The sequence below is a fragment of the Spirosoma aerophilum genome (assembly GCF_054782495.1).
Map to the genome: position 1 here is coordinate 167530 of NZ_BAAGSJ010000009.1, position 21394 is coordinate 188923.

The 21394-nt window shown below is 49.5% G+C and carries 20 protein-coding genes; 12 read left to right on the forward strand and 8 right to left on the reverse strand.

All coding sequences use genetic code 11. From position 1 onward, the window contains the following. Window positions 1-96: 96 nt before the first annotated feature. Window positions 97-1134 carry a Gfo/Idh/MocA family oxidoreductase gene (locus ACYVK4_RS08335; protein WP_461127032.1) on the forward strand — a complete coding sequence of 346 codons (1038 nt, stop codon included), beginning with the start codon at window positions 97-99 and terminating at the stop codon, window positions 1132-1134. 403 nt (window positions 1135-1537) lie between these two features. On the opposite strand, the gene ACYVK4_RS08340 is transcribed toward ACYVK4_RS08335, so the two are convergent. Continuing rightward, window positions 1538-2320 carry a hypothetical protein gene (locus ACYVK4_RS08340; protein ID WP_461127033.1) on the reverse strand — a complete coding sequence of 261 codons (783 nt, stop codon included), beginning with the start codon at window positions 2318-2320 and terminating at the stop codon, window positions 1538-1540. 388 nt (window positions 2321-2708) lie between these two features. Here ACYVK4_RS08340 and ACYVK4_RS08345 point away from each other — a divergent pair, with 388 nt between their 5' ends. The 3 genes from ACYVK4_RS08345 to ACYVK4_RS08355 all read left to right on the forward strand — a co-directional run bounded on the left by ACYVK4_RS08345 (window position 2709) and on the right by ACYVK4_RS08355 (window position 3916). Further along, window positions 2709-2963: a hypothetical protein gene (locus ACYVK4_RS08345; RefSeq protein WP_461127034.1), complete on the forward strand. Its 255-nt coding sequence runs from the start codon at window positions 2709-2711 to the stop codon at window positions 2961-2963. A gap of 231 nt (window positions 2964-3194) precedes the next feature. Further along, window positions 3195-3437 carry a hypothetical protein gene (locus tag ACYVK4_RS08350; RefSeq protein ID WP_461127035.1) on the forward strand — a complete coding sequence of 81 codons (243 nt, stop codon included), beginning with the start codon at window positions 3195-3197 and terminating at the stop codon, window positions 3435-3437. Between the two features lie 191 nt (window positions 3438-3628). Beyond that, complete coding sequence (locus ACYVK4_RS08355) at window positions 3629-3916, forward strand: hypothetical protein (protein WP_461127036.1); 288 nt, start codon at window positions 3629-3631, stop codon at window positions 3914-3916. Window positions 3917-3947: 31 nt separating this feature from the next. On the opposite strand, the gene ACYVK4_RS08360 is transcribed toward ACYVK4_RS08355, so the two are convergent. Then, window positions 3948-4349, reverse strand: a complete 402-nt coding sequence (locus ACYVK4_RS08360; RefSeq protein WP_461127037.1) for a hypothetical protein — start codon at window positions 4347-4349, stop codon at window positions 3948-3950. Window positions 4350-4775: 426 nt separating this feature from the next. Between ACYVK4_RS08360 and ACYVK4_RS08365 the strand changes: the two genes are divergently transcribed. Then, on the forward strand, window positions 4776-5549 hold the full coding sequence (locus ACYVK4_RS08365) for a tyrosine-protein phosphatase (protein ID WP_461127038.1): 774 nt from the start codon (window positions 4776-4778) through the stop codon (window positions 5547-5549). 190 nt (window positions 5550-5739) lie between these two features. Continuing rightward, window positions 5740-6129: a DoxX family protein gene (locus ACYVK4_RS08370; protein ID WP_461127039.1), complete on the forward strand. Its 390-nt coding sequence runs from the start codon at window positions 5740-5742 to the stop codon at window positions 6127-6129. A gap of 18 nt (window positions 6130-6147) precedes the next feature. Here the strand turns inward: ACYVK4_RS08370 and ACYVK4_RS08375 are convergent, their stop codons facing one another. Genes ACYVK4_RS08375 through ACYVK4_RS08385 form a run of 3 tightly spaced genes read right to left on the reverse strand, consistent with a single transcriptional unit; the run spans window position 6148 to window position 9499 of the window. Then, entirely contained in the window at window positions 6148-7137 is a 990-nt protein-coding gene (locus ACYVK4_RS08375) for a glycosyltransferase family 9 protein (RefSeq protein ID WP_461127040.1), read from the reverse strand. Then, entirely contained in the window at window positions 7134-8750 is a 1617-nt protein-coding gene (locus ACYVK4_RS08380; RefSeq protein ID WP_461127041.1) for a hypothetical protein, read from the reverse strand. Before ACYVK4_RS08380 ends, ACYVK4_RS08375 begins: the two co-directional genes overlap by 4 nt. Before the next feature lie 41 nt (window positions 8751-8791). Continuing rightward, entirely contained in the window at window positions 8792-9499 is a 708-nt protein-coding gene (locus tag ACYVK4_RS08385) for a hypothetical protein (RefSeq protein ID WP_461127042.1), read from the reverse strand. Window positions 9500-9712: 213 nt separating this feature from the next. On the opposite strand from ACYVK4_RS08385, the gene ACYVK4_RS08390 reads away from it, so the two are divergent. The 6 genes from ACYVK4_RS08390 (at window position 9713) to ACYVK4_RS08415 (ending at window position 17991) form a co-directional block, all read left to right on the forward strand. Then, window positions 9713-10762, forward strand: coding sequence for an acyloxyacyl hydrolase (locus ACYVK4_RS08390; protein WP_461127043.1), 1050 nt, complete (start codon window positions 9713-9715; stop codon window positions 10760-10762). Window positions 10763-11049: 287 nt separating this feature from the next. Continuing rightward, the gene (locus ACYVK4_RS08395) at window positions 11050-12564 is read left to right on the forward strand and encodes a capsule assembly Wzi family protein (protein WP_461127044.1); all 1515 of its coding nucleotides are present in this window, start codon (window positions 11050-11052) and stop codon (window positions 12562-12564) included. Then, complete coding sequence (locus ACYVK4_RS08400; protein ID WP_461127045.1) at window positions 12504-14216, forward strand: ArnT family glycosyltransferase; 1713 nt, start codon at window positions 12504-12506, stop codon at window positions 14214-14216. The genes ACYVK4_RS08395 and ACYVK4_RS08400 overlap by 61 nt, the downstream gene beginning before the upstream one ends. A 62-nt stretch (window positions 14217-14278) precedes the next feature. Further along, entirely contained in the window at window positions 14279-15247 is a 969-nt protein-coding gene (locus tag ACYVK4_RS08405) for an NAD-dependent epimerase/dehydratase family protein (protein WP_461127046.1), read from the forward strand. Window positions 15248-15256: 9 nt separating this feature from the next. Continuing rightward, window positions 15257-16216 (forward strand): glycosyltransferase family 2 protein, encoded by a 960-nt coding sequence (locus ACYVK4_RS08410; protein ID WP_461127047.1) that lies wholly within the window; start codon window positions 15257-15259, stop codon window positions 16214-16216. Window positions 16217-16827: 611 nt separating this feature from the next. Beyond that, a complete protein-coding gene (locus ACYVK4_RS08415; protein WP_461127048.1) occupies window positions 16828-17991 on the forward strand; it encodes an endo-1,4-beta-xylanase in 1164 nt (387 codons plus the stop codon). A gap of 584 nt (window positions 17992-18575) precedes the next feature. On the opposite strand, the gene ACYVK4_RS08420 is transcribed toward ACYVK4_RS08415, so the two are convergent. The 3 genes from ACYVK4_RS08420 to cmk all read right to left on the reverse strand — a co-directional run bounded on the left by ACYVK4_RS08420 (window position 18576) and on the right by cmk (window position 21381). Further along, on the reverse strand, window positions 18576-19622 hold the full coding sequence (locus ACYVK4_RS08420; protein WP_461127049.1) for an endo-1,4-beta-xylanase: 1047 nt from the start codon (window positions 19620-19622) through the stop codon (window positions 18576-18578). A 13-nt stretch (window positions 19623-19635) separates the two neighbouring features. Beyond that, complete coding sequence (locus ACYVK4_RS08425) at window positions 19636-20421, reverse strand: WecB/TagA/CpsF family glycosyltransferase (protein ID WP_461127050.1); 786 nt, start codon at window positions 20419-20421, stop codon at window positions 19636-19638. A gap of 216 nt (window positions 20422-20637) precedes the next feature. Continuing rightward, on the reverse strand, window positions 20638-21381 hold the full coding sequence (gene cmk, locus ACYVK4_RS08430) for a (d)CMP kinase (protein ID WP_461127051.1): 744 nt from the start codon (window positions 21379-21381) through the stop codon (window positions 20638-20640). Window positions 21382-21394 lie beyond the last annotated feature (13 nt).

Sequence of the window (21394 nt, forward strand, 5' to 3'; positions counted from 1 at the left end):
ATATCTTTGCCCTTAACACGTTCGCGCAGACTCGTACCCCGATTGCGATGTACCGGCCTAGCCCGCGTGTGGCCCCTGACTCTTACTCTTTTTCGTATGTCTACTAGTATTCAGGTTGGTTTGGTCGGCTTCGGGCTGTCGGGACGGTATTTTCACGCCCCGTTTTTATCGGTCAACCCACGTTTTCGGTTAAAGAAGATCGCTAGCAGCAGACCGGAAGCGGTTCGTGCCTTCGATGCCTCCATTGAATGGGTCGCCACGGCCGAAGAGCTGTTTGCCGATCCGGCCATCGATCTGGTTTTTATCTGCACACCCAACGATACCCACGTCAACTATGCGCGTCAGGCGTTGCTGCACAAGAAACATGTGGTTGTCGAGAAGCCCTTTGCCACCTCCGAACAGGAAGCCAGTGAGCTTCTGGAACTGGCCCGGCAGCAGGGTTGTCTGGCTACCGCCTACCAAAACCGGCGATGGGATTCTGACTTTCTGACCATCAAGCGCTTACTGGCCGAAGGGGCTCTGGGTACGCTGGTTGAGTATGAAGGTCACTATGATCGCTACTCCCCCATTAACCTGAGTGTGCAGAACTGGAAAGAGCAACCCGGCATTGCGCGGGGAAATCTTTTTAACCTCGGCCCGCATATACTCGACCAGGCCCTGCATCTTTTCGGCAAACCGGATACCGTGGAGGCCACGATCCGGATCATTCGCCCGAACAGCCTGATCAACGATTATTTCGACATACAATTGGGGTACGCCGACAAAGTTGTCCGGCTGAAATCCAGCCTGCTCGTCTACAACAATCAACTTCGCTATAGCCTGCACGGTACGGAAGGTTCCTTTATCAAGCATGGTTTGGATGCGCAGGAAGAGCGCCTTCGGATAGATCAGCTGCCAACGGAGGCCACCTGGGGCACCGAGCCGGCGGACAGATGGGGAACCCTGTACCGGTCCGGGCAAACTGAACTAATAGAAAGCGAGCGGGGGAACTATACCCCTTTTTACGATAACCTTTACGAAGCGATTGTGCATGGCGCCCAGCCGTCGGTATCGCCCACCGATATCCGGCAACTCGCCCGTATCATCGACCTGGCCCAGGAAAGCAGTCAGACACATCGGGTTATGGCTTTTTGAGGATTGTGTTGTTGGAATCAGGTAAATGGTTGATCAGGTCAGTCGTGATTCGACGCAGAAAACCAGTTGACCCGCCCAAAGAAAAAAGCCCGACCACATCGAGGCAACCGGGCTTAAAGAAGCATCAAATTAATTCAACCTTCCATTTAGACAGAGTAGATATAGTTTCGGTCACAAGCCGGAAAGTAAATTTTGAGGCAACAGCCAAACATAAATTAATGCATGAGCTTATGTTTTTTTAATAGAGATTTACTTTCAAGCGGTATCCCATGGGTACCGTTTGATTTTTAGGGTGTTTCCATCCGATAAGAGGTAAGCCTAAGTAGCCTTTTTCGTAAAAATAAGGACTTAACAACCGGTTAGCCAATGAACCATTGCCCCAACAACAACGCGGTACCCCTATTCAATAGAACGGGTATTCATTGAATCGGGACTGGCAAACGGGCAGATCATAGCCGAATCGGATAAGGGTATCTTTTGTCAATTCCACAAACCAGGCCGGCGCATCCGGCGCTATCCGAACCGAGTCGATCAGGGTTTGCAGATCAACGGGTACTGTTTCGAATAAGCGCGGGTTAGCCTCTAAGAAGAACTCTTTCGGATCTTTACTATCCTGCTGAAACTCATAGGAGTCGACGTAACAGACACGCAGTTCCCGTTCGTAGGCGAACGATTTCCGCTTACACATAACACTGAAGAAACCCTCTTTCTCGTTATTCATGTACGTCTGGTGATCGACATAGTTTACCTCCCCAACATAAAAACGGTCGGGCAGTGCCTCCCTAAGCTTTGCATACGTTGTTTGAATGGCGATCGTCTGGTCTTTCTTTCCATACAACCGCCAGAAAGCCGCCGACTCCTGGCTGTTGATGTGCCAGCAATTGATGAACACGTACTGACGCTGGTATTTTCGCCAAAGGCCCGCCAGTATACCCTGTAACTGATTGGGCGTAAGGGCCGCTTTGTCGAGCAACTCATCCGGCCGATTCTCCAGCCGGGGTAGTGTACTCGCCGGCACGACCGATCCTTCGAAATGATCATCGAATTGATCACATCGGGTCAGGTAAAGACTTCCGGAATTCAGTAAAGACACAAACCGGGTGAAATCCATGTAGCGCCAGATCGGTACATTTTTATCGGCAGGAGGTGTAAACAGCTCATTGTCAATGTCATCAAATTGTTCCATAGCCAGGCGCCTGACAAATAAAATATAGTGAGTTGCTGGAATAACTGTAGTAAGGCATAAAATTTGTTATTATTTTCTATAATATGGCTATCAATATATATGGCAAGTAAAATATAAAATAGACAGAATATTGTACCTCAAAATAAACTTTTAGTAAATTTTTGTGCTTTTTTATCACGTTTTGTAGTTTTGCTGCGTTATTAACGATAACTAAATTAGTTACCCTTTATCCTTTTGCATTTATTATACGTCAAAGGAAGAACATAAATTAAACTGTCTATTTAGAAGTTCAGGCCAGTAGTCGGCGGATTAAGGTTGTGTTAATTGCTCAAAATTCTCAAACATTAATCAGGACACCCGGTTTGGCTTCATATTATAGTCTATTGAAATGAAGTCAACAGTAGATAACATCAAAAATCTCTGGTTCGGTGCAGATACACCCATTCGCCAGAATAAAATCAAGTTGCATCCTACGTTATGGGCTGCCTGCCAGCGAGTTAATGAAACGTTTCAAGCCCCGTCGGGTGCATTAACCATAGAGCAGTATCGCAAATCAGATCGACTGGCATTTGCCCGGGCGGTACTGAAGGAGTTGAATGAAGATTCGACCACTGTCGAAACCAACGATTATCAAATGGTCTAAACAGACCCTTTATAGGGTAACGGGCTTCTGGTTGTCAGATTTCACATACCCGACTACCTTATCGGGCTGCGTGTGAACTGGCAAACCGGATGCCTTTTTTAATAACTATACCGGTGATGCCGTGTAATAGATTTTGTAGGGTATGGTGTAAAACTGCGGCATACCCTTGGGGCTGTTGCATTGTTTTTTTATCTTTAACACCTCAACTTATCTTTAAAAATCCCTTTACGAATGATCAGTAACAAAGAGGAAGCTCAACTGGCGAGCGCGCTCACGCATGACATCAACGATGCGTTGAACCGTCGTATCGAAGAACGGTTTCGGGCTGCGCTATTCCTGGCCAATCCGGCGCTGGACATGGCTACGGTGACCATTGTTAGTAATGTAGAGAACGATAACGAACTAACGATTGATGGCGTAGACGACGAAACGATTGACAAAGCGATGGCTATCTTCGAGTCTCAGCAGGAGTAAGAAACGTCTGGCTTGATACGGTGCGGCTGTAGCGGTTCAGGCCATAAAGCTACTAGCCAACTAATTTTGGTAAAAAGGCATCTGTATAACCTAAAAAAGCGTCCGGCTGTAGAAGTCAGGCGCTTTTTTAGGTTATACATCAAACTGTTCAGGGATGTTATGCGTAAACAGTATAAACGAAGTAAACTGCTATGACGACTTACGAAACGCTTGTTCCTTTATCCGATCTGTTGAACCGGGGTGAACATGTTCAGGCGGGCGAACTAATTGGGTTCGATAGTGTGGATGGTGCCCAATGGTGCTATTTTTCTCATATTGAAGAGGGCATTGCCATGATGAAACGATCGCCCGATGAAGATTCGGAGGATGACCCGGCCATGCTGGTGGAGCAGTGCTTCATCCAGCGGCCAGCGGTTCTGGTTACTGATGTTGTCGCTATGCTACACGGAAATATAGCGCAGCTGACCCTCAAACGTTAACAGCCATTCCGCAACAACCGATCTGTAGTTGTTATTTTGGCTTCTCTTCTTTTGGCTTAAGCATGCCGCGGGCAATTGGGTCGGGTTTTGATTTAGGCGTCGTGTACCTCATCAGGGTTGCCGTGGGGAATTCGTCCTGGGGCGCCTTGGCAATGAGCAACTGATAGGACCGTGTGCCAACAACCAAATTTGAATAGGTAATGTACTTACCGGATTCCTGAAGTAAGCTCCAGTTAGCAATAGGCTGCTTCGCCAGCAAGCTCTCATCCTCTTCTGATAAAGCGGCAAAGACCGTATCGGGCTCGAAGTGCTTTCCACTAACGCCCTCGATCACCGAAACAACCGCCGGTGGTGTCGTCGATCCGGATTTTGTCTGCCCTGAAGCGGAAATAGCGACACCCAGACACATCACTATTGTGGCTAATTTCTTCATGATTCCAGATAAAAAAGATGTCCAAAAACATTACTCTATTCTATCCAGAACCGCAGAAATGTACGAATGTTCAGGCTACAACTGAACAAGCCAACGGATACACGTCACTAACCATTAAAAATTAATCATTGAAATTATAACGGCTAACGCAACCCAAAATGTACCAATTCCGTATGTACTTATAACTATTTATTACAACTTAATCTTTATAGGTTACTTTATCTTATGTAAATACGTATATCGATCAACACACAGTTATGTAACAGATACTTATTAACTAAAACTTTAAATCAGCTCAAAAGGGCTAAAATCAGGTCTCCTAAGCCGATTTTGCAGGAATAATTAGCCGGATGATGGTGAATGAGTGACAATACTCACATTTTTTGTTAGGCCCTGATTTTGTAGCTTTGACGAGATTAAAAAACTATGAACGTTTGGGAACGATTTAAGAAACGGTTTATTTCTTCTTCGGTCAATGGGATCGAGGCAGGGAATGACGCTTGTTTCTGGCAGGTAGATATGCATTCACACCTACTCCCGGGTGTGGACGATGGCGTAAAAAACCCTGAACAATCAATAGCTTGCTTACAACAAATGGTATCATGGGGCATTCAGCGAATTATCACGACACCCCACGTTAGCCGGGACTGGTACCCCAACTCATCCACTGACCTTCGGGAGGGTAAACGCCAATTACAGGCCCTGGCCGATAGCCATAATATACCGATTCAGATCGACGTAGCCGCAGAGTACATGCTGGATGAATTCTTTCCGGATCTACTGAACAACGACGATCTGTTGACTTTCGGCGCTGAACGGTATCTGTTGATCGAGACAGGCTGGGCATCGGCTCCCCAACAGTTGGAAGACATAATTTTTCGCATTCAAACACGCGGATACACGCCCGTGCTGGCCCATCCCGAACGGTATACCTATTACCATAATGATGAGGCATCGCTGACCCGTATTCACGAAATGGGGTGCTTATTTCAACTCAACTGGCTCTCGCTAACCGGTCGGTATGGCAATAAAGTGCGCGCTCAGGCACTTCGATTACTCAAGAACAATTGGGTCGATTTTATCGGCAGCGACATCCATCGTCCCGAAGATCTGCCTGCGCTGGGCTCCCTTTTTACCCTGGCTGAGTACGACGCCTTACGCGCCCAGCCGCTCCGTAACATGTCATTGCTTGTCCCTTAATTTTCCGATCAGCTAAACTTTATACCCGGTGCAACTTGGCTCCTGATTGGCATCAGGCGTTCACGCTCATTTAGGTCAATTTGCAATTTTATGTTCATTCGCGGATTTATTCATGCGTATCGATCATCTAAACCTTGACCACATGAATCCGTTTACTGTATATAAACAGACAAATAAACGACACAGAGCGATGACCGAGAAACGTGCAAAAAAGGTAGCCCGGATAATTCTGGGGAGTTCGTTGATCTTCGCGGGTATCAGCCATTTGACATTTGCCCGAAAAGATTTCAAAGCACAGGTGCCGGATTGGGTGCCCCTGAAGACGGATGACACCGTTCTGTACTCAGGCATCGCCGAAATCGCATTGGGCAGTAGCCTGGTGTTGACCGATGAGAAACACCAGGAAGCAACGGGCAAGATAGCCGCTGCCTTTTTCACCGCTATTTTCCCCGGCAACATCTCTCAGTATACCAACAGGCGAAGCGCTTTTGGGCTGGATACCGACCGAAAGCGGTTTGTTCGTTTGTTTTTTCAGCCAGTCCTCATCTATTGGGCCTTGAAAAGTACCGATACGATCTAGTTCCCTGCCATCCATTTTTCAATACTGGTCCTGTCTGGCCTTTTCCCAGATTTGGTCGGGGTTGATCGTGAACGATAGATCAGTCATGCATTTAAAGTGCCCCAGCGGACACTGTTCATGCCCTATTTTAGAACATGGACGGCAGCTCAAATTCGTATTCTCTACAACAACATGACGCGTTTTGTAGGGATACATGCCTAGCTGGGGCGTTGTGCTGCCCCAAATGGACACGATCGGTTTTTTGAACGCTGCCGCGACGTGCATCAGTCCGGTATCGTGACTAAATACCGACTGTGCCTGCCTCACCAGCGATGCCGACTGATTGATGGTGAACGAGCCGCAGGCATTGTAAATGATCTCATTGCCCAACACCTGCTGAACCAGTTTACCCTGCTCATAATCCCGGGCATCGCCCAGCAACATCACAGGGCCGCCTATGTCACGGCAAACCTCAATGATTCGGTCTACGGGTAATCGCTTGGTGCCGTGCTGTCCACCGATGGCATAGGCGACATAGCCGGACTGATGGGTATAGGGTAGTTGATTCAGGCCTACGTGTTCCGTAGGCCCGATAAAATAATCCAGTCCCCGCCCGTCGTTGGTCACGCCCAGTGCCTTCAGGGTGTCCATGTAGCGATCAACGATATGAACGGGGGGCATCACGCGGGCTTTGAACCGTACATAAAGCCACTTTCGGAGATTAAGCTTGTTGACCGTAAAGGCCCGTTTTCCTAACTGAAGCTTGATCAGCCGGGTGCGCAGGCTATTGTGCAGATCAATAACAACATCGTACTGTTCCCGTTTTAACTGGCTTACCAACTGGGGCAAGCTATCGTCCAGGTAAAAAACGTTGTCGATGTATGGGTTATGCGCAACAAGGTCCTGATACTGACGCTTGGTGCAGTAATGAATCTCGGCGTCGGGCAGGGTTTGGCGGAGGCAACGGACTACGGGGGTCGTCAGCACGATATCGCCAATGGATGAGAATCGCAGGATCAGTATTTTCATTTGCAGTACATTTCTGCCCGGATTTTCAGCGTCCATTCGGGCTTGTCGACTAAATAATTATTCTGACGCAGCGGCCAGGTGGCCCCCCCATCGGTGCTGGCGCGGAAGTCGTAGCGACGGCCTACCTTCAGTTTATAGGAGGTTGCTTTCCGACTGGTACGGGTAGCCGTTATGAGATCGTGCCAGTTGTTCTGGTCAACCTCACTGTACTGGGAAATGATCATGGCCGGCAAAGAAGCCTCATCAAGCCGGGTGCCATTCGGGCAGGAAAACGAAAACTCCAGCTTCATAACGGGCGGTACAGGCAGAGCGGCCAAACTGATCGTTACCGGCGATTGATCGCAGGTGAAGCCCGGTGCCGATTCGGCAATCAATCCTCCTTTCGTGCCTTTGCCCCAGGCATCGGTCTCGTCGTAGATCTGTACCTTAAGTTTCCGATTTTTCGGCTGGTTCCGAATGGAAATGAGCGACCCATTATTAGCATTGGTATAAAAGGCGCTTACCTGCTGGCCTGTCGTTACATCAATTACTTTGCAGAGGTAATTCACATCGACACCCGCCAACGGGCTGCTAACCCTGAAGACCGGCCCTACTGCACAAATCGACTCCGTCCACCCAGCCACGTAGGCCGCCGTGTAGGCCGCTTCGGCCTGGTACTCCAGCCGCCCCGTTTGCGGATTGCGAATGACCACACCGGGCCGCTCTTCCTGCCATCGGCTGGTTAGCTCATCGTAGCTAAACAGCGGAATCGAATCACCAACCTGGATAGACCGGCCTTTGGGTACGTTATACAGAGACGGGTTGACATCCATGGTCCAGCGAGCAGACGGCGACAGGTTTTTGACCAGCGTGTAGCCGTCATTATACAGCTGAAAGGTTACCGACCCAGCCAGCGACACAAACCGCAGGTTTCCTAAGGGAGCCCCACGCCTACCCGCTACGGACGACAGAATGCCGCCCCCCGGAATGAAACGCGTAGCTTCATCAGTACGGGCATTGGTATACATAACGGCTAGTGTCAGGTTGCCGCCTACTGCCTGCCCCTCCCGATCGATAAGCCGGGTTCCCGACTCAAGCCTGACCGTTGCCTGATCAATCTCGCCCGTTTTTGGCGTGGTTGTCAGGCCAAAGGTCGTCGGGACGGACCCACTCGTACTGGCACTTCCAGCCTGCTGAACGGCGTTGAGGGTTCGGGGAGGGTTACGCAGGCTGATCCGCCGGATGCTGCGGGTTTGTCGTTTCGGGTCGGAGAGCACATACGGCTGCACAACCGTCAGGTACTCCTTCGATTCGACAACGAGGGTGAACCGTAAGGGGTTTTGAGACGAAATATCCGTTCCCGGCGCAGCAGCCAGCAACAGGTTTCCATCCGTATTTACTTTATAGCGCCTGGTGTTCAGCGTCGTTACCACCCGCGAAGCATCCGGCCCGACAATCGTTATCTGGTTGTCGGTCGGCAACGGATTACCGGTCGGGTCATAAAACTGACTCACCACCACGCCCTCCTGGATGGGATCTTTCAAGCCAATCGTTACCCCATCGAGCGGATTACGACAGGCCTCCGTAGCGACCATAAAAATCAGCAGGCTGTATACTAGATAACGGATGCTCATAACAGGAAAAAGGGTGAAAGCAGACCGGGAGGGCCAGCCGTTCAGTGACTGATTTTGTATGAAAGCGTTAGATTGATTGTCGGCAGATAGCGGTAACCGGACAGGTTCTTTTCGACAACGGCTACCTGATCATCGATGGTCGTTGTTTCCAGAAAACCTTCATAATCAAGCGAAACACGCGGTTTTCCCAGATAGAAAACCCCCATTTCGACCCCAACGCCCAGTCGCTTGTCCGGCAGGCTCCGCCCGAATCCCCATCCCAGGTAGCCCACAACGGGGTGCCATCGGAAGCCCAGGTTAACCGTACCAACATCCTGAGGGGTTAGCTCCAGTCCGTCGAAATTCAGGGTATTCTCTGCCGTTATCACAAACCGCATGTCCGGATGCCAGGTGTAGCCTACGCCCCCCGTAAGAAAAAACGAACTCCGCCGAAACGGATGCCATTTGAGGGCTGCCTGCGCCATACCAATCGTTACGTCCGGTTTGATCTGCACATAGGAATCTGAAGCCGCTTTGACTTGTATTGACTTACGATACGCGAAGTATTGACCACCTACCCGCAACGTCAGCCGATGCAGCGAACTTACTTCCCGATTATAAAAAACACCTGGTCCGGTGGTGCCAATCTGTAAGCTGATCGCCTGCCTCACAGGACGGGTAACCAGCGAGTCAGGCGGGGTGAGCGAAGCAGAAAAGGCGTTTGATAGGCCTACGCAAACCAGTAAAAGACCAAGATAAATACGGACCATAGTATCGCCCAGCTTCAACGGCCAGATAAAAAGATGCCGGTCGTTATGTTACTATATATTTAATATATATCTTTATAATATTCTTTTTATTTGTAAAGCTAACTTAATATTTTATTATAGTTCATACATGAAGCAAATAAAAAACGTAGCTATACCAGATTTTTTATGTTTCAATTGAGGCTCTTCCTCGTCTTTTGTTTTGTTCTTTTCCCCTTGCTGGCTGTATTAGCCCAGGCAGTTACCCAACCCGAAGAACGGGAGATAGGTCTGATTACTTTATCGGGTTTGACTAAAGCAACTCACATCAGCCCGGTGTCGGACCAGACGCCGGTTGGGATCGAGCTGCGTTATAGCCGGTTGTCCATGCGTCGGGACTCGTGGGAGCAATGCCAGTGCTTTTTCCGATCCGGTGTGTTCGTCAATGGGTATTCGTTTCGCAATCCGGTAGCCCTGGGTCAGTCCATTGGAGCCGGTCTTTTCTACGAGCCTATTCTGGTGCATCGGGCGCGGTGGGGTCTTTCCATTCGTGCGCTGGCTGGCCTGACCTATGTATCGCGGAGTTATGATATTGTCCGAAACCCGGGTAACAAGGCCTTCGGTACGCCCATAAACGGATTAACCGGTGTGGGGCTGTATGCGCGCTATAACCTGAGCGATCACTGGCGTTTGCTCGCTGGTTTCGATTTCAAACACATCTCAAACGCGGGTGTCCGCCTGCCTAATCAGGGGCTTAACATTCCCGCGCTATCGTTTGGTCTTCAGCACTATACCGGCTCTACCAAGCTGCCCGACACCCGTACCTGGCGTGCGCCCCGCGTGGGCAAACGCTGGATGTTCCGTGTGCTGGGGCTGGGGTCAGCCAAAGTACTGGAAGCAAACGATCAGGCTCCCGAACAGGCCTACCCTATCTTCGGTCTTAACCTGCTGGCAGGCTATCACCTCACCCGAACGCACGTGCTGTCGGGCGGTGTCGAGTTGCTGGATGATCACTATTTCAAGGAGCAAATCAAACGCTGGACAGGTCGCTACCAACCCTACCGGCAAGGCACCCTGCTGGCTGGCTATGAATTCTGGCAGGGCCATTTTTCCTTTACGGCCCATATGGGCTGGAATGTAATGCGCCCGCTCTGGTACCATCCGGCCACCTATCAGAAATATGGCTTACTCTATCGGTTCGGCAACGGATTTACGGGGGGCGTTGTGGTGAAGGCGTATGGCGACAATACGAAAAATTTCCAGGCTGTCATGGGCATGACGCTCTAAGAAACAGTCAGATCCATTAGCCCCAATACATCTTTTAACCGCTCATGGGTCAGTAGATGGGCATGAATCCAGTACCTATTCCCGCTTAATCAATTTCCACAATTACTTTCCAAAACAATAATTCTCTTAACTTACAATATATATTTTATTAACTTTATAAGCAATAAGCGCTATATATAGTTATTTTTTAGTAAGATTGTTAAATATATAGTATTCTATCTAATCTAGCTCTTGCCTGAGTTTACCCCTACTTATACCCTCCGGCAATTATTAATACCCTTTACTATATGGTCAATCGACTACGTATTCCTATTGGTTTATTCGTCTGTTTATTACCCGCTTACACGCTGACAGGCCAGGCCATTCCCGACACCATTACGGCTAAGCAAAGTATCATGGCTGAGGTAGGCGGATTGGGTTCGTCGGCAAAGCAGACCCCTTTCTGGTTTCGTTCGCGTCAGTACGGAACCGTACCGCTAACAGGCCCTGCGGGTGTGTTACGGGTGGGGTTGACAAGGCAGTTCGGGGATGACAAAGCCCCCCGGAAGCTCCACGGCAGAGTGGCCGTTGAAGGCATCGCCAACCTGGGCACCCGTTCTCAGCTTATCCTGCCGGTAGCTTATGCGAGTCTCCTGTCCCGGCATTTCGAACTCTATGCAGGTCGGCGTCGGGAGGTATTTGGCCTGGTCGATACGCTGTTATCGTCGGGGTCCTACGCCTGGTCGGGCAATGCATTACCCCTCTACAAGGTCCAATTTGGTACTCGGGGGTATGTACCGCTGGGATTTACGAAAGGGATTGTGGCCCTCAACGGGATGTATGCGCACGGATGGTTCGGCAATACCGACTCCATCCGGAACTCGTTCCTTCATCAGAAAGCGCTGTTCGCCCGGATCAGCCTCTTCCGCAATCGGGTGCGGCTCTATGGCGGCCTGACACACGTTGCCCAGTGGGGAGGCTATTCGAGTGCACTGGGGAAGCGGTTTGCAGTCGACGGTCAGCTGCCGAATTCGCTGGAGACGTATAAAGATGTGATTCTGGTCAGACAACCACCCAACGACACGACGAAGTACAGCGGCCACGACATCATCAACCAGGCAGGAAACCACCTGGGCTCTATTGATGTAGCGCTCGAAATCGATAACACGCAGTCCAACTGGTATCTCTACTACCAGCATCCGTTCGAGGACAAATCGGGGGTTGCTTTCCAGAATATGCCCGACGGCCTGTACGGTATCCGCTGGAAAAACAAGCGGATTGGCTATTCGAACGGCTTTCAACTTACCCAGATAACGGCTGAATTTCTGACCACGCTGGATCAGGGTGGATTTAACTTCGAGATCGGAAGCCGGCTCTACAATGGCGCCGATGACTATTTCAATAATTACCAGTACGTGGATGGCTGGACACACCGGCAACGCGTGATCGGCACCCCGTTCATCACCCGCCGGGTCGACGCCCGGGCCGATTTACAGGACCTGATCGGCGGTAACGGGCGGCATGGGTTAATGATGATCAGCAACAACCGGGTGCAGGTTGGCCACCTGGGCTTGCTGGGCCAGTGGCCCTCCGGCGCTCAGATACGGGCTTTACTATCCTACAGCCGCAACTACGGCCAACCCATGCGCAGCGACCCCAGAGCACCTTTATCGCAGTTTTCGGGCATGGCCCAACTCACATTACCCGTCCGCTGGCTGGGAGGATCGCAACTGGCAATGGCCGTAGCCCTCGACCAGGGACAATGGCTGACGAATACGGTGGGCAGCTGGCTCAGCCTGCGAAAAGTAATCCAGCAACGATGAACCGGTTCAGCCAAAACTTCCTGTCCATGGAATCGACAACGACAATAAAACCGGTTTCTGCCCGGCAGACAACCGACTGGTGGACGCCAGGCCTATGCGTAGGACTGGTGCTGGTGCTCTCGTCGCACCTGGGCTACATGCCGCTCGATACCGGCGATGAAGCCCGGCGGGCGCTGGTATCGCTGGAGATGATGCTCTCGGGCGACTACATCACGCCCACCCTCCATGGTGAACGCTACTTCAACAAGCCGCCCCTTTATAACTGGCTAATCATTGGCTCCTATCGGTTGTTCGGCGATTATTCGTCTTTCGCCCTGCGGTTTCCCATGCTGGTGTCTTTGCTACTGCTGGGCGCAACGATGTTTGCCGTTGTCAGGAAGTACACCAATTCGAGCGTTGCCTGGGCGGCTGCGTTCATGACCATGACCAATGGCCGCGTGCTGCTGTATGACTCCATGCTGGGACTCATCGAGATCACCTTCTCGCTGACCATCTACGCAGCGATGATGCTGGTGTACTATTACGACCAAAAGCGAAACTACTGGTTGTTGTATCTCACTACCTATGCGCTGACAGCATTGGCCTTTTTACTAAAAGGCTTACCCCCACTGGCGTTTCAGAGCCTGACGCTGGGGGGCTGGTTCCTGTATACCCGTCGGCCCCGGCTGCTTTTCCATCCCGCTCATCTGGCGGGCATTGGCGTATTCGCGCTCCTTACAGGCAGCTATTACGTGGTTTACTTCAGTCAGAACGCCATTCCGTATCAGGACGTAGCCAGTGTGTTGATCACTGAAAGCACCAAACGCACCGGCCTTTATTTTGGCTGGGGGCCAACGCTCCTCCACCTGATCACGTTTCCGTTCGAGTTTGTGTACCACTTCGCGCCGTTTACGCTTCTGCTGGTGCTGCTGTTTCGCCAGGACATCTGGACGATCCTGACCAAAAATCCGTTCGTTGCCTTCAACGCGCTCACCTTCAGCCTGACGGTACTCATTTACTGGTCTTCGCCACAGGCCTATGGCCGGTATCTGATCGGGCTGGTTCCGATGTTCTTTACTGTGCTGGCGTATCTCTACACTGAACAATCCGCCCCCACCGACCGGGGCCGATGGTGGGTCGAACGCATCTGGCTGGTGGTGACGCTGGTGGTTGCCGCTGGCGTCTGGACAGCTATGTTTTACCCGACCACCCGCGTGTTACCCGCTGCGTTCTGGAAAACAGCGGTTGTTTCCCTCCTGCTTTTCGGCATTGGCTGGCGCATGACCCAATCCTCGCCTAACCGGCTCGTGCTGATGATTGCGACGTTGCTGGTCATCCGGCTGGGGTTCAACTGGCTGGTGCTTCCGGGCAGGGCCGCCAAACGGCAGTTTTACATGGACAGCGCCATTCAGGCAGCCCGCAAAACGCTTGGCTATCCCCTGTACGGCTATAAAACAACCGTTGGCGATGGTCCGGCTACCGATGTCAGTACGTTCCATCTGACGGCGGTACGGGGCGAAATCCTGCGCAGAACGGATCAAAAAATACCGGGTGCGCTGTACATCGGCGATTCGCTCACCCTGGCTCATGAATCTTACAGGCCGGTTGGGCGGGTCGTGCTTTTCGATCGGCACCCGGCTTCCATTGTGCAGTTTAACAACCCGAAAAAATAGTCTCTTACAAGCTCCCGGCAAACGTGCAGAGCTTTTCAATCATACGCTAACCAATTCACACGATGACGATCCTGATCACTGGCGGAGCGGGCTTTATTGGCCATACATTGACCAGCTATTTGCTGAAGCAGGGGCACCGGGTGCTGCTGGTCGATAACTTTAACAACAGCTACGACCCGGCCATCAAATGGCAGCATATCGAGTCGCTGAGCCATCTGGATAACTGGCTTCTTTTTGAGGGCGACATTCGCGACAAGCGATTCCTGCACTCTATTTTTCGAACCCACCCCATAGATGGCGTTATTCACCTGGCAGGTCTGGCCGGGGTACGGGCGTCGCTGCAAAATCCGGCGGCTTACGTCGACCATAATGTAAACGGTACGGCCGTTTTACTGGACGTTATGCGGGCGCATGGCGTCAGGCGGCTGGTCTTTGCTTCCTCATCGTCTGTGTACGGCGTTCGGGAGGGGGGCACCTTCCGGGAGAGCGACCCGGCCGAGGATTCCGTATCGCCTTACGCATTATCGAAGCGAACCGCCGAACGGCTGTGCCTTAAGTACCACCAGCGGTATGGACTTCAGGTTTTCTGTCTGCGCTTTTTCACCGTATATGGTCCGCAGCAACGGCCCGACATGGCCATCTCCCGCTTTATTCACCAGCTCCATACCCGCCAGCCCATCTGCCTCTTCGGAGACGGACAGAGCCAGCGCGATTACACCTATGTCGATGACATCGTAGCGGGTATCAGCCGGGCCATTGAGCGCGTAAAAGGCTACGAGATCATTAACCTGGGAAGCGCCCGACCGGTCGCCTTACTGGACCTTATTGCCCAGCTTGAACAGCTAACCCAGCAACGGGTTCCGATCGAGTGGCTTGGCATGCAGCCCGGCGACGTGCCCTACACGCACGCATCGATCGAGAAGGCCCGAAGGCTGCTTGACTACCATCCTGCAACCAACCTGGAGGACGGATTACGGCGCATGGTCGCCAGCTATCTGCAGAGCCACCTATATACACCAGCCCTCGACTAATTCTGATTTATGAAACATCCCTATGTATCGGTCGTTGTTTGTGCTTACAACGAAGCCGGCAACAGCAAGCCCCTGATTAACCAGATTGATGCGGCCCTGCACTCGCTGGATTACGAGATCATTTACGTCAACGATGGCTCCACAGATGGGACATTGGCAGAGCTGCTTTCGGTTCAGAACGAACGGCTGACGGTTATTGATTTACAGAAAAATTACGGACAGAGTGCTGCGCTGGCCGCTGGCATAGACGCAGCCAGAGGGGCCTTTATTGCCACCATGGACGGCGACCAGCAAAACGACCCACTCGACATTATCCCCATGCTCCGGGTTGCCGAAAATCTGGATGTCGATTTGGTAGTCGGGCATCGGCAAAATCGGCAGGACAATGCCTGGCTGCGCCGTTTCCCCAGCCGACTGGCCAATGGCCTGATTCGAAAAGCCGTTGGCCTGCCTATTTCGGATCATGGCTGCGCCTTAAAAGTATTCCGCGCCAGCGTCGCCAAACGGATAAAACTTTACGGCGAGTTGCACCGCTTCATCACCATACTGGCACACTTCGATGGCGCCCGGATCATTCAGGTACCTGTGCGGCACCATGCCCGACGCATTGGACAGTCTAAATATGGGCTAGGCCGCACAGGGCGTGTTTTAAGCGACCTGCTGCTCCTTTTGTTCATCAAACGATACCTGAGCAAGCCCATGCATTTATTTGGCCTACTGGGCATATTAACCGCGCTAAGTGGCGTTTTCCTGAGTATGCGCTTCTTATGGAATTCTGACCCGACGGTTAACGGCCTCGATCGATTCGCCCTGGGTATGGTCTGGCTCCTGGCCGGTTTGCAGTTCGTGGCATTTGGCCTGATTCTGGACCTTCAAATGCGAACGTACCACGAATCGCAGGGAAAGAAGAACTACATTGTTCGCCGTACCTACCGAACACCGCTGGCTGAGCAGGTTGAGCTGTACTAGTCTCCTGTTGTCTGCTGCAATGGATCACTACGTAATGACCTGGCAACTCACCAATAATAGCTGGGCTAAGCAGCCGAAAAACATCCCTAAAAAATAATTCACCTGTTATATACACATACTACTTTAAGTATACAGAATACAGGATCATCTCTTTTCTAAAAATCGGTCGGCTCAGCACTTCAGCAAGAGCCGACCGATTTGTTTTTATAGGCATCTGACTAAGTAATTTCTGCAATCAGCTTAGTGTAAATCAGACGTGTAAGTTAATTTGGCAATATAGAAAAAGTACAAAATCACTTTAATTCTTATGTTTCTCAAAACCATAATATAATTCTGGAATTTGAGCTTTTTATTCGATGAAGCGTATAAAACGGCTGTTTTTTGGCCTTTTTGAGGGTAATTTCCGATATTCTGTATTTATACACCTAGAATTAATAAAAACAGACAATCGATCACTATAAGTATAATACAAAAACAAGGTTACTATGTAAAACAGTTTTCCGGTAAAAACTACCAGTTAACGGGTAGAACGAGCAGCTTATCGAATAGAACCGGCCTACCCCCTTTTTAGATGCCAATTTTGATCAAGCAAACGCAAAAAGATCAAAGAAATGGCAACTTTCACCGCAACCAAAAACACGAACAAATCAACAGTTAACATCTTCCGTGCTGTTATCCTGGCAGCCCTGATCGTTCTTCTTTTCAACCTGACCGGCTGTAGCCCAAAGTCAGATGCGGTTAATCCAGAAAGTCAAACAGAAGTACCATTCGCTTCCAGCCTCCGGGCCATCGCTTCCAGCGACAGCAACAACACCCTGAAAGCTGTCGCTTCTTTCCCAATCGGAGCCGCTATCAATCCTCAACTGATCGCTTCGAACCCAGCTTATAAAGCGGCTCTTCAAAAAAACTACAATAGCATCACCACAGAAAACAGCGCTAAAATGAATCGTATTCAGCCTAAAGCTGGTCAATTCAATTGGACTGAAACGGATGCGCTTGTGAACTTCGCTCAGCAATCAAACATGAAAGTTCACGGTCACACGTTGATCTGGCATACAGCTCTGCCAAACTGGGTCACCAGTTTTAAAGGTGATTCATTAGCTTGGGAAAAGCTTATGAAAACGCACATCCAAGCCGTTGTAAGTCGTTACAAAGGCCGTGTTAAATCTTGGGATGTAGTTAATGAAGCATTTGAAACTGATGGATCGTTACGGAAATCAGTTTGGTCTGAACATTTAGGAGCTGACTATATTGCGCGTTGCTTTCAATATGCACACGAAGCTGACCCTGAAGCACTACTTTTCTACAATGATAATAACTCAGCCTATCAGCCTAAGAAATCGGACGCTGTATACGCTATGCTTAAAAATTTAAAACAGCGCAATATCCCCATCAACGGAGTTGGCTTACAGATGCACATTACGATTAACACCCCGGAGTCAGCACTTTCATCAGTTATTCGCCAATACGCAAGCACAGGTTTGTTAATTCACATCTCGGAGTTAGATATTCGGATGAACTACAGTCTTTCAACAACGTTTGTAGCAACGGATGCCATAAAGAATGCACATGCTCTTAAGTACAAAACCATAGCAAAAATTTACCGAAGTGTTGTCACAAGCGGACAACAGTTTGGTATCACAAACTGGAATCTAAGTGATGCCGATAGCTGGTTATTAACAGAAAGCACAACTGAAGATTATCCCCTGCTTTTCGACAAGAACTATAACAGAAAGTTATCCTACTACGGTTTTATGCAGGGTTTAACCGAATAGACAATAGGATCTCGCGTTATTGCTACGAATAAACAGGCTTCGGGGTAATGGTTCTGACCATTACCCCGAAGCCTGTTTATTCGTGTCAAACTGCTCTTAACTAGCCCCGAACAAATTGGCTGTCTATCAGATACAATCAGGCCATCCATTCATTGTACACAGTATTCCCCTTATACCCTGAAAGATATTCCATCTCTTCTGCTCGCAGGGCTTCTTACAAAAATCTGTTTTTCCCTTTCAGTCGCTTAATGTTATTGGATTGCCCTATGGGTAGAAAAGGCAGTACCAAGCTTCATCGGGGCGACCTGATGAAGCTTATCCGTATCGCTTCGATTGAGCCTGGTACTTATGAAACGGAACTGGAACCAGTCTGGTTGACAGCCTCCTGCGGGACAACAAGCCAGTGCGTTGGTTTTTAGAGAAGAGCCCTGTTTTTCACGATAAGCAACCAAACCAACGGTACAAACAGCCGCGTTAAACGCAAGAGCAGGAAAAAGAATAAGACGCTGTTTGCGTTAGTCGATTTGATTTGCAGATTCAAAGCGAGTAACTCAAACAGCGTCTGGAGGAATGAAACGTAATCGTTACTGACCCAATGCCTTCATGAATCCTTTGTAGGCCAATTTCTTTCTATAGGTGGAGTCAAACAATAAAGGAGCATCGGGGCATTTGCATTCATTACTTAAATAGCTATCCTTGTCGCCAACACTCCAGATCGTGATTCCATATTGCTGCTTTCTGGGAACAGCCGTTCTGTAAGCCCGCACTATGGCTGTGTATTTTTGCTCCTGTTGCTTCAGAAGTACATCCGAAATTGAAAAAACCTTTATTTTTTTTGGATTTAGCCGAATATCCAATTCCGAAATATGAATTAGCAGGCCGGTAGACGCCATATCAGCTAAACAGTCCCTGAACTTACCATCTGAGTTGTAAATGGATATATGGGCCTGTAAACCAACTCCATCAATGGGAATTCCTCTCCGTTTAAAATTTACTAACATCGCCTTTACGGCAGCCTCTTTCAATGGTTTGATATCCAGACTGAAGTCATTATAAAACAATAACACGCTGGGATCAGCTTCATGAGCGTACTGATAGCATCGGGCTATGTAATCGGGGCCCAAATGTTTCATCCAGATTGTTTCGCGTAACGACCCGTCATCGTTGAAGGCTTCATTGACGACGTCCCATGACCTGATCTTTCCTTTATAATGGCTGATAACAGTCTGAATATGGGTTTTCAACAGGTTTTCCCAAGCCAGCGAATCGCCCTGAAAAGTCTCTACCCATTTCGGTACAGCTACATGCCAAACAAGCGTATGCCCATGCATACGCTTGTTTGTTTGACGGGCAAAATTAACGATCACATCACCTTGCGACCAATCAAATCGATCTGGGGCGACATGAATACGATTCATTTTCAGGGCATTCTCAGACGTTAAGCTGTTAAACTCCCGCTCGACTGTATTCCGGTATACTGAATCAGTGGCCAGTAACTTCGAATTAACCGCTACCCCTAACGGAAAGGGTGCGGCCTGCCGTAAGGTCATCCTATCCTGTCCGGGCTCCTGAGATTTATTGGTAGCACGCCAAATGAAAGCGGGTATTAACAACAGAAAGAGCCAGCGCATAGGACGAAAGTTGTCAGTGGGTATAAGTGCTTTTAGGTACACGATTAAGAGCAGCCAGTTCCTGTCGTTTCAGTTCCTGAACCCGCCGGAGAAAAAGTACATTTCCAATCACATATCGTTTAAACAGTCGACGAGGCTCCAGGATCAATCGAAACACCCACTCCATGCCCATCTGCCGAACCCAGGCGGGTGCCCGCTTGACTTTTTCACCCCAGTAATCAATAATTGCTCCTCCGTTCACAATGACACAGGGATTATTAAGCCGTTCCTTCAAAAAAATAGACAAACGTTCCTGTTTTGGCATACCCATCCCCAGAATAACTACATCGGCCCTGGCTTGTTGTACCAGGGGCAAATAATCTGGAATATCCAGAAAGCCATGAGCGGTTAAGACAACATTATGACCCTTTTGTTTGAGCATATCCTTTGCCTGCTGAAGATAAGGCTCCTGCGTGCCAATCAGCGCTATCCGTTTGCCTTTAGCCAGTGTCAGTAACTGAGGAATCGTATCGGTACCGCACATATTTATACCGGGGTTCCGATCAATAGCTTTACAAAGCATTTCGATTCCGGTACCGTCGCGCAGTAAATAATCAGATTTCAGAAGAGCCTCAGCAAAATCATTATTTGTAAAGCAAAGATTGAAAGCGTGGGCGTTGATGTACGAAATAACCGTCGAACTTGTATCAGAGAGCGCTTTTGTAAATATTCGGTCGGTATGGGCTTCGTTCTCAATAAGGTCAACTTTATCAACGATTGACTGAGAGGTAGGTTTGGTTACGGCGATATACGTTTCCATGATGGCATTCTTATTTAAGGATAGCAAAACCAATGTTTGGCCGGTCAGGTCCTGGGAGATGACCGGCTGATTGGCCAATAAAATCCCTTACCCAGCACGATCTGCGTGGAGCAAATGACCTTCTTAAATTTTCCTGGATAGGCTTATTCCTTACGGGTGAGAGGTTTCTATAAAAGGCTGTAATTAGTAGCCCGGAGTGTCAAAGGGCTGGAATGTCTAAATCGTATTGTCAAGACTCATGACGGACTCAGACTGATTAATTCGTTCCATCGCCAGTTGCACTACCTGGCTCACCTGTTCACGAATCGTTATGTATGAAGTATCAAGAAGCACAGCATCCTCAGCCCGACGCAAAGGGCTTATGGCGCGGGTGGTATCGTCGTGGTCGCGCTTTTTAATGTTGTCCAGAATTTCATTGAGGCCAACAATATTACCTTTATCCAGCAACTCAGCTTGTCGGCGCTCGGCCCGAATATATGGATCGGCCGTCATAAATACTTTGAGATCAGCATCGGGAAAGACATGGGTACCAATATCTCTGCCATCCATAACGATACCGCCCTTTTTACCCGCTTGTTGTTGTAGTTTGACCATTGCCTGACGTACATCCGGCAGCGCACTCACCCTGGTGACAGCATTGGCTACGTACAGTTTTCTGATTTCATCTTCTACACTGATACCGTTTAAGTAAGTTTCATTACGGCCCGTCGCAGTATCGAAGTTAAAAGAGATTACGATCTGCATAAGTGCATCACGTACAGCTGTCAGATCATCAAGAACAATTTCGTTATGAAGAAAATACAAGGTAACAGCACGATACATGGCACCCGTATCTATATACGCATACTCTAATTGAGCTGCCACTTGTTTTGCTGTAGTACTTTTTCCGCATCCCGAGTAGCCATCTACGGCAATGATAAGCCTGGGCGTAGTAAACAAAGTATTAGACGTATAGATCATTTCTTATTCAGGT

Excerpts from the sequence above, each read along its gene's own strand:
- ACYVK4_RS08335 (WP_461127032.1), top strand. The coding sequence starts at position 97 with ATGTCTACTAGTATTCAGGTTGGTTTGGTCGGCTTCGGGCTGTCGGGA.
- ACYVK4_RS08340 (WP_461127033.1), bottom strand. The coding sequence starts at position 2,320 with ATGGAACAATTTGATGACATTGACAATGAGCTGTTTACACCTCCTGCC.
- ACYVK4_RS08345 (WP_461127034.1), top strand. The coding sequence starts at position 2,709 with ATGAAGTCAACAGTAGATAACATCAAAAATCTCTGGTTCGGTGCAGAT.
- ACYVK4_RS08350 (WP_461127035.1), top strand. The coding sequence starts at position 3,195 with ATGATCAGTAACAAAGAGGAAGCTCAACTGGCGAGCGCGCTCACGCAT.
- ACYVK4_RS08355 (WP_461127036.1), top strand. The coding sequence starts at position 3,629 with ATGACGACTTACGAAACGCTTGTTCCTTTATCCGATCTGTTGAACCGG.
- ACYVK4_RS08360 (WP_461127037.1), bottom strand. The coding sequence starts at position 4,349 with ATGAAGAAATTAGCCACAATAGTGATGTGTCTGGGTGTCGCTATTTCC.
- ACYVK4_RS08365 (WP_461127038.1), top strand. The coding sequence starts at position 4,776 with ATGAACGTTTGGGAACGATTTAAGAAACGGTTTATTTCTTCTTCGGTC.
- ACYVK4_RS08370 (WP_461127039.1), top strand. The coding sequence starts at position 5,740 with ATGACCGAGAAACGTGCAAAAAAGGTAGCCCGGATAATTCTGGGGAGT.
- ACYVK4_RS08375 (WP_461127040.1), bottom strand. The coding sequence starts at position 7,137 with ATGAAAATACTGATCCTGCGATTCTCATCCATTGGCGATATCGTGCTG.
- ACYVK4_RS08380 (WP_461127041.1), bottom strand. The coding sequence starts at position 8,750 with ATGAGCATCCGTTATCTAGTATACAGCCTGCTGATTTTTATGGTCGCT.
- ACYVK4_RS08385 (WP_461127042.1), bottom strand. The coding sequence starts at position 9,499 with ATGGTCCGTATTTATCTTGGTCTTTTACTGGTTTGCGTAGGCCTATCA.
- ACYVK4_RS08395 (WP_461127044.1), top strand. The coding sequence starts at position 11,050 with ATGGTCAATCGACTACGTATTCCTATTGGTTTATTCGTCTGTTTATTA.
- ACYVK4_RS08400 (WP_461127045.1), top strand. The coding sequence starts at position 12,504 with ATGGCTGACGAATACGGTGGGCAGCTGGCTCAGCCTGCGAAAAGTAAT.
- ACYVK4_RS08405 (WP_461127046.1), top strand. The coding sequence starts at position 14,279 with ATGACGATCCTGATCACTGGCGGAGCGGGCTTTATTGGCCATACATTG.
- ACYVK4_RS08410 (WP_461127047.1), top strand. The coding sequence starts at position 15,257 with ATGAAACATCCCTATGTATCGGTCGTTGTTTGTGCTTACAACGAAGCC.
- ACYVK4_RS08415 (WP_461127048.1), top strand. The coding sequence starts at position 16,828 with ATGGCAACTTTCACCGCAACCAAAAACACGAACAAATCAACAGTTAAC.
- ACYVK4_RS08420 (WP_461127049.1), bottom strand. The coding sequence starts at position 19,622 with ATGCGCTGGCTCTTTCTGTTGTTAATACCCGCTTTCATTTGGCGTGCT.
- ACYVK4_RS08425 (WP_461127050.1), bottom strand. The coding sequence starts at position 20,421 with ATGGAAACGTATATCGCCGTAACCAAACCTACCTCTCAGTCAATCGTT.
- cmk (WP_461127051.1), bottom strand. The coding sequence starts at position 21,381 with ATGATCTATACGTCTAATACTTTGTTTACTACGCCCAGGCTTATCATT.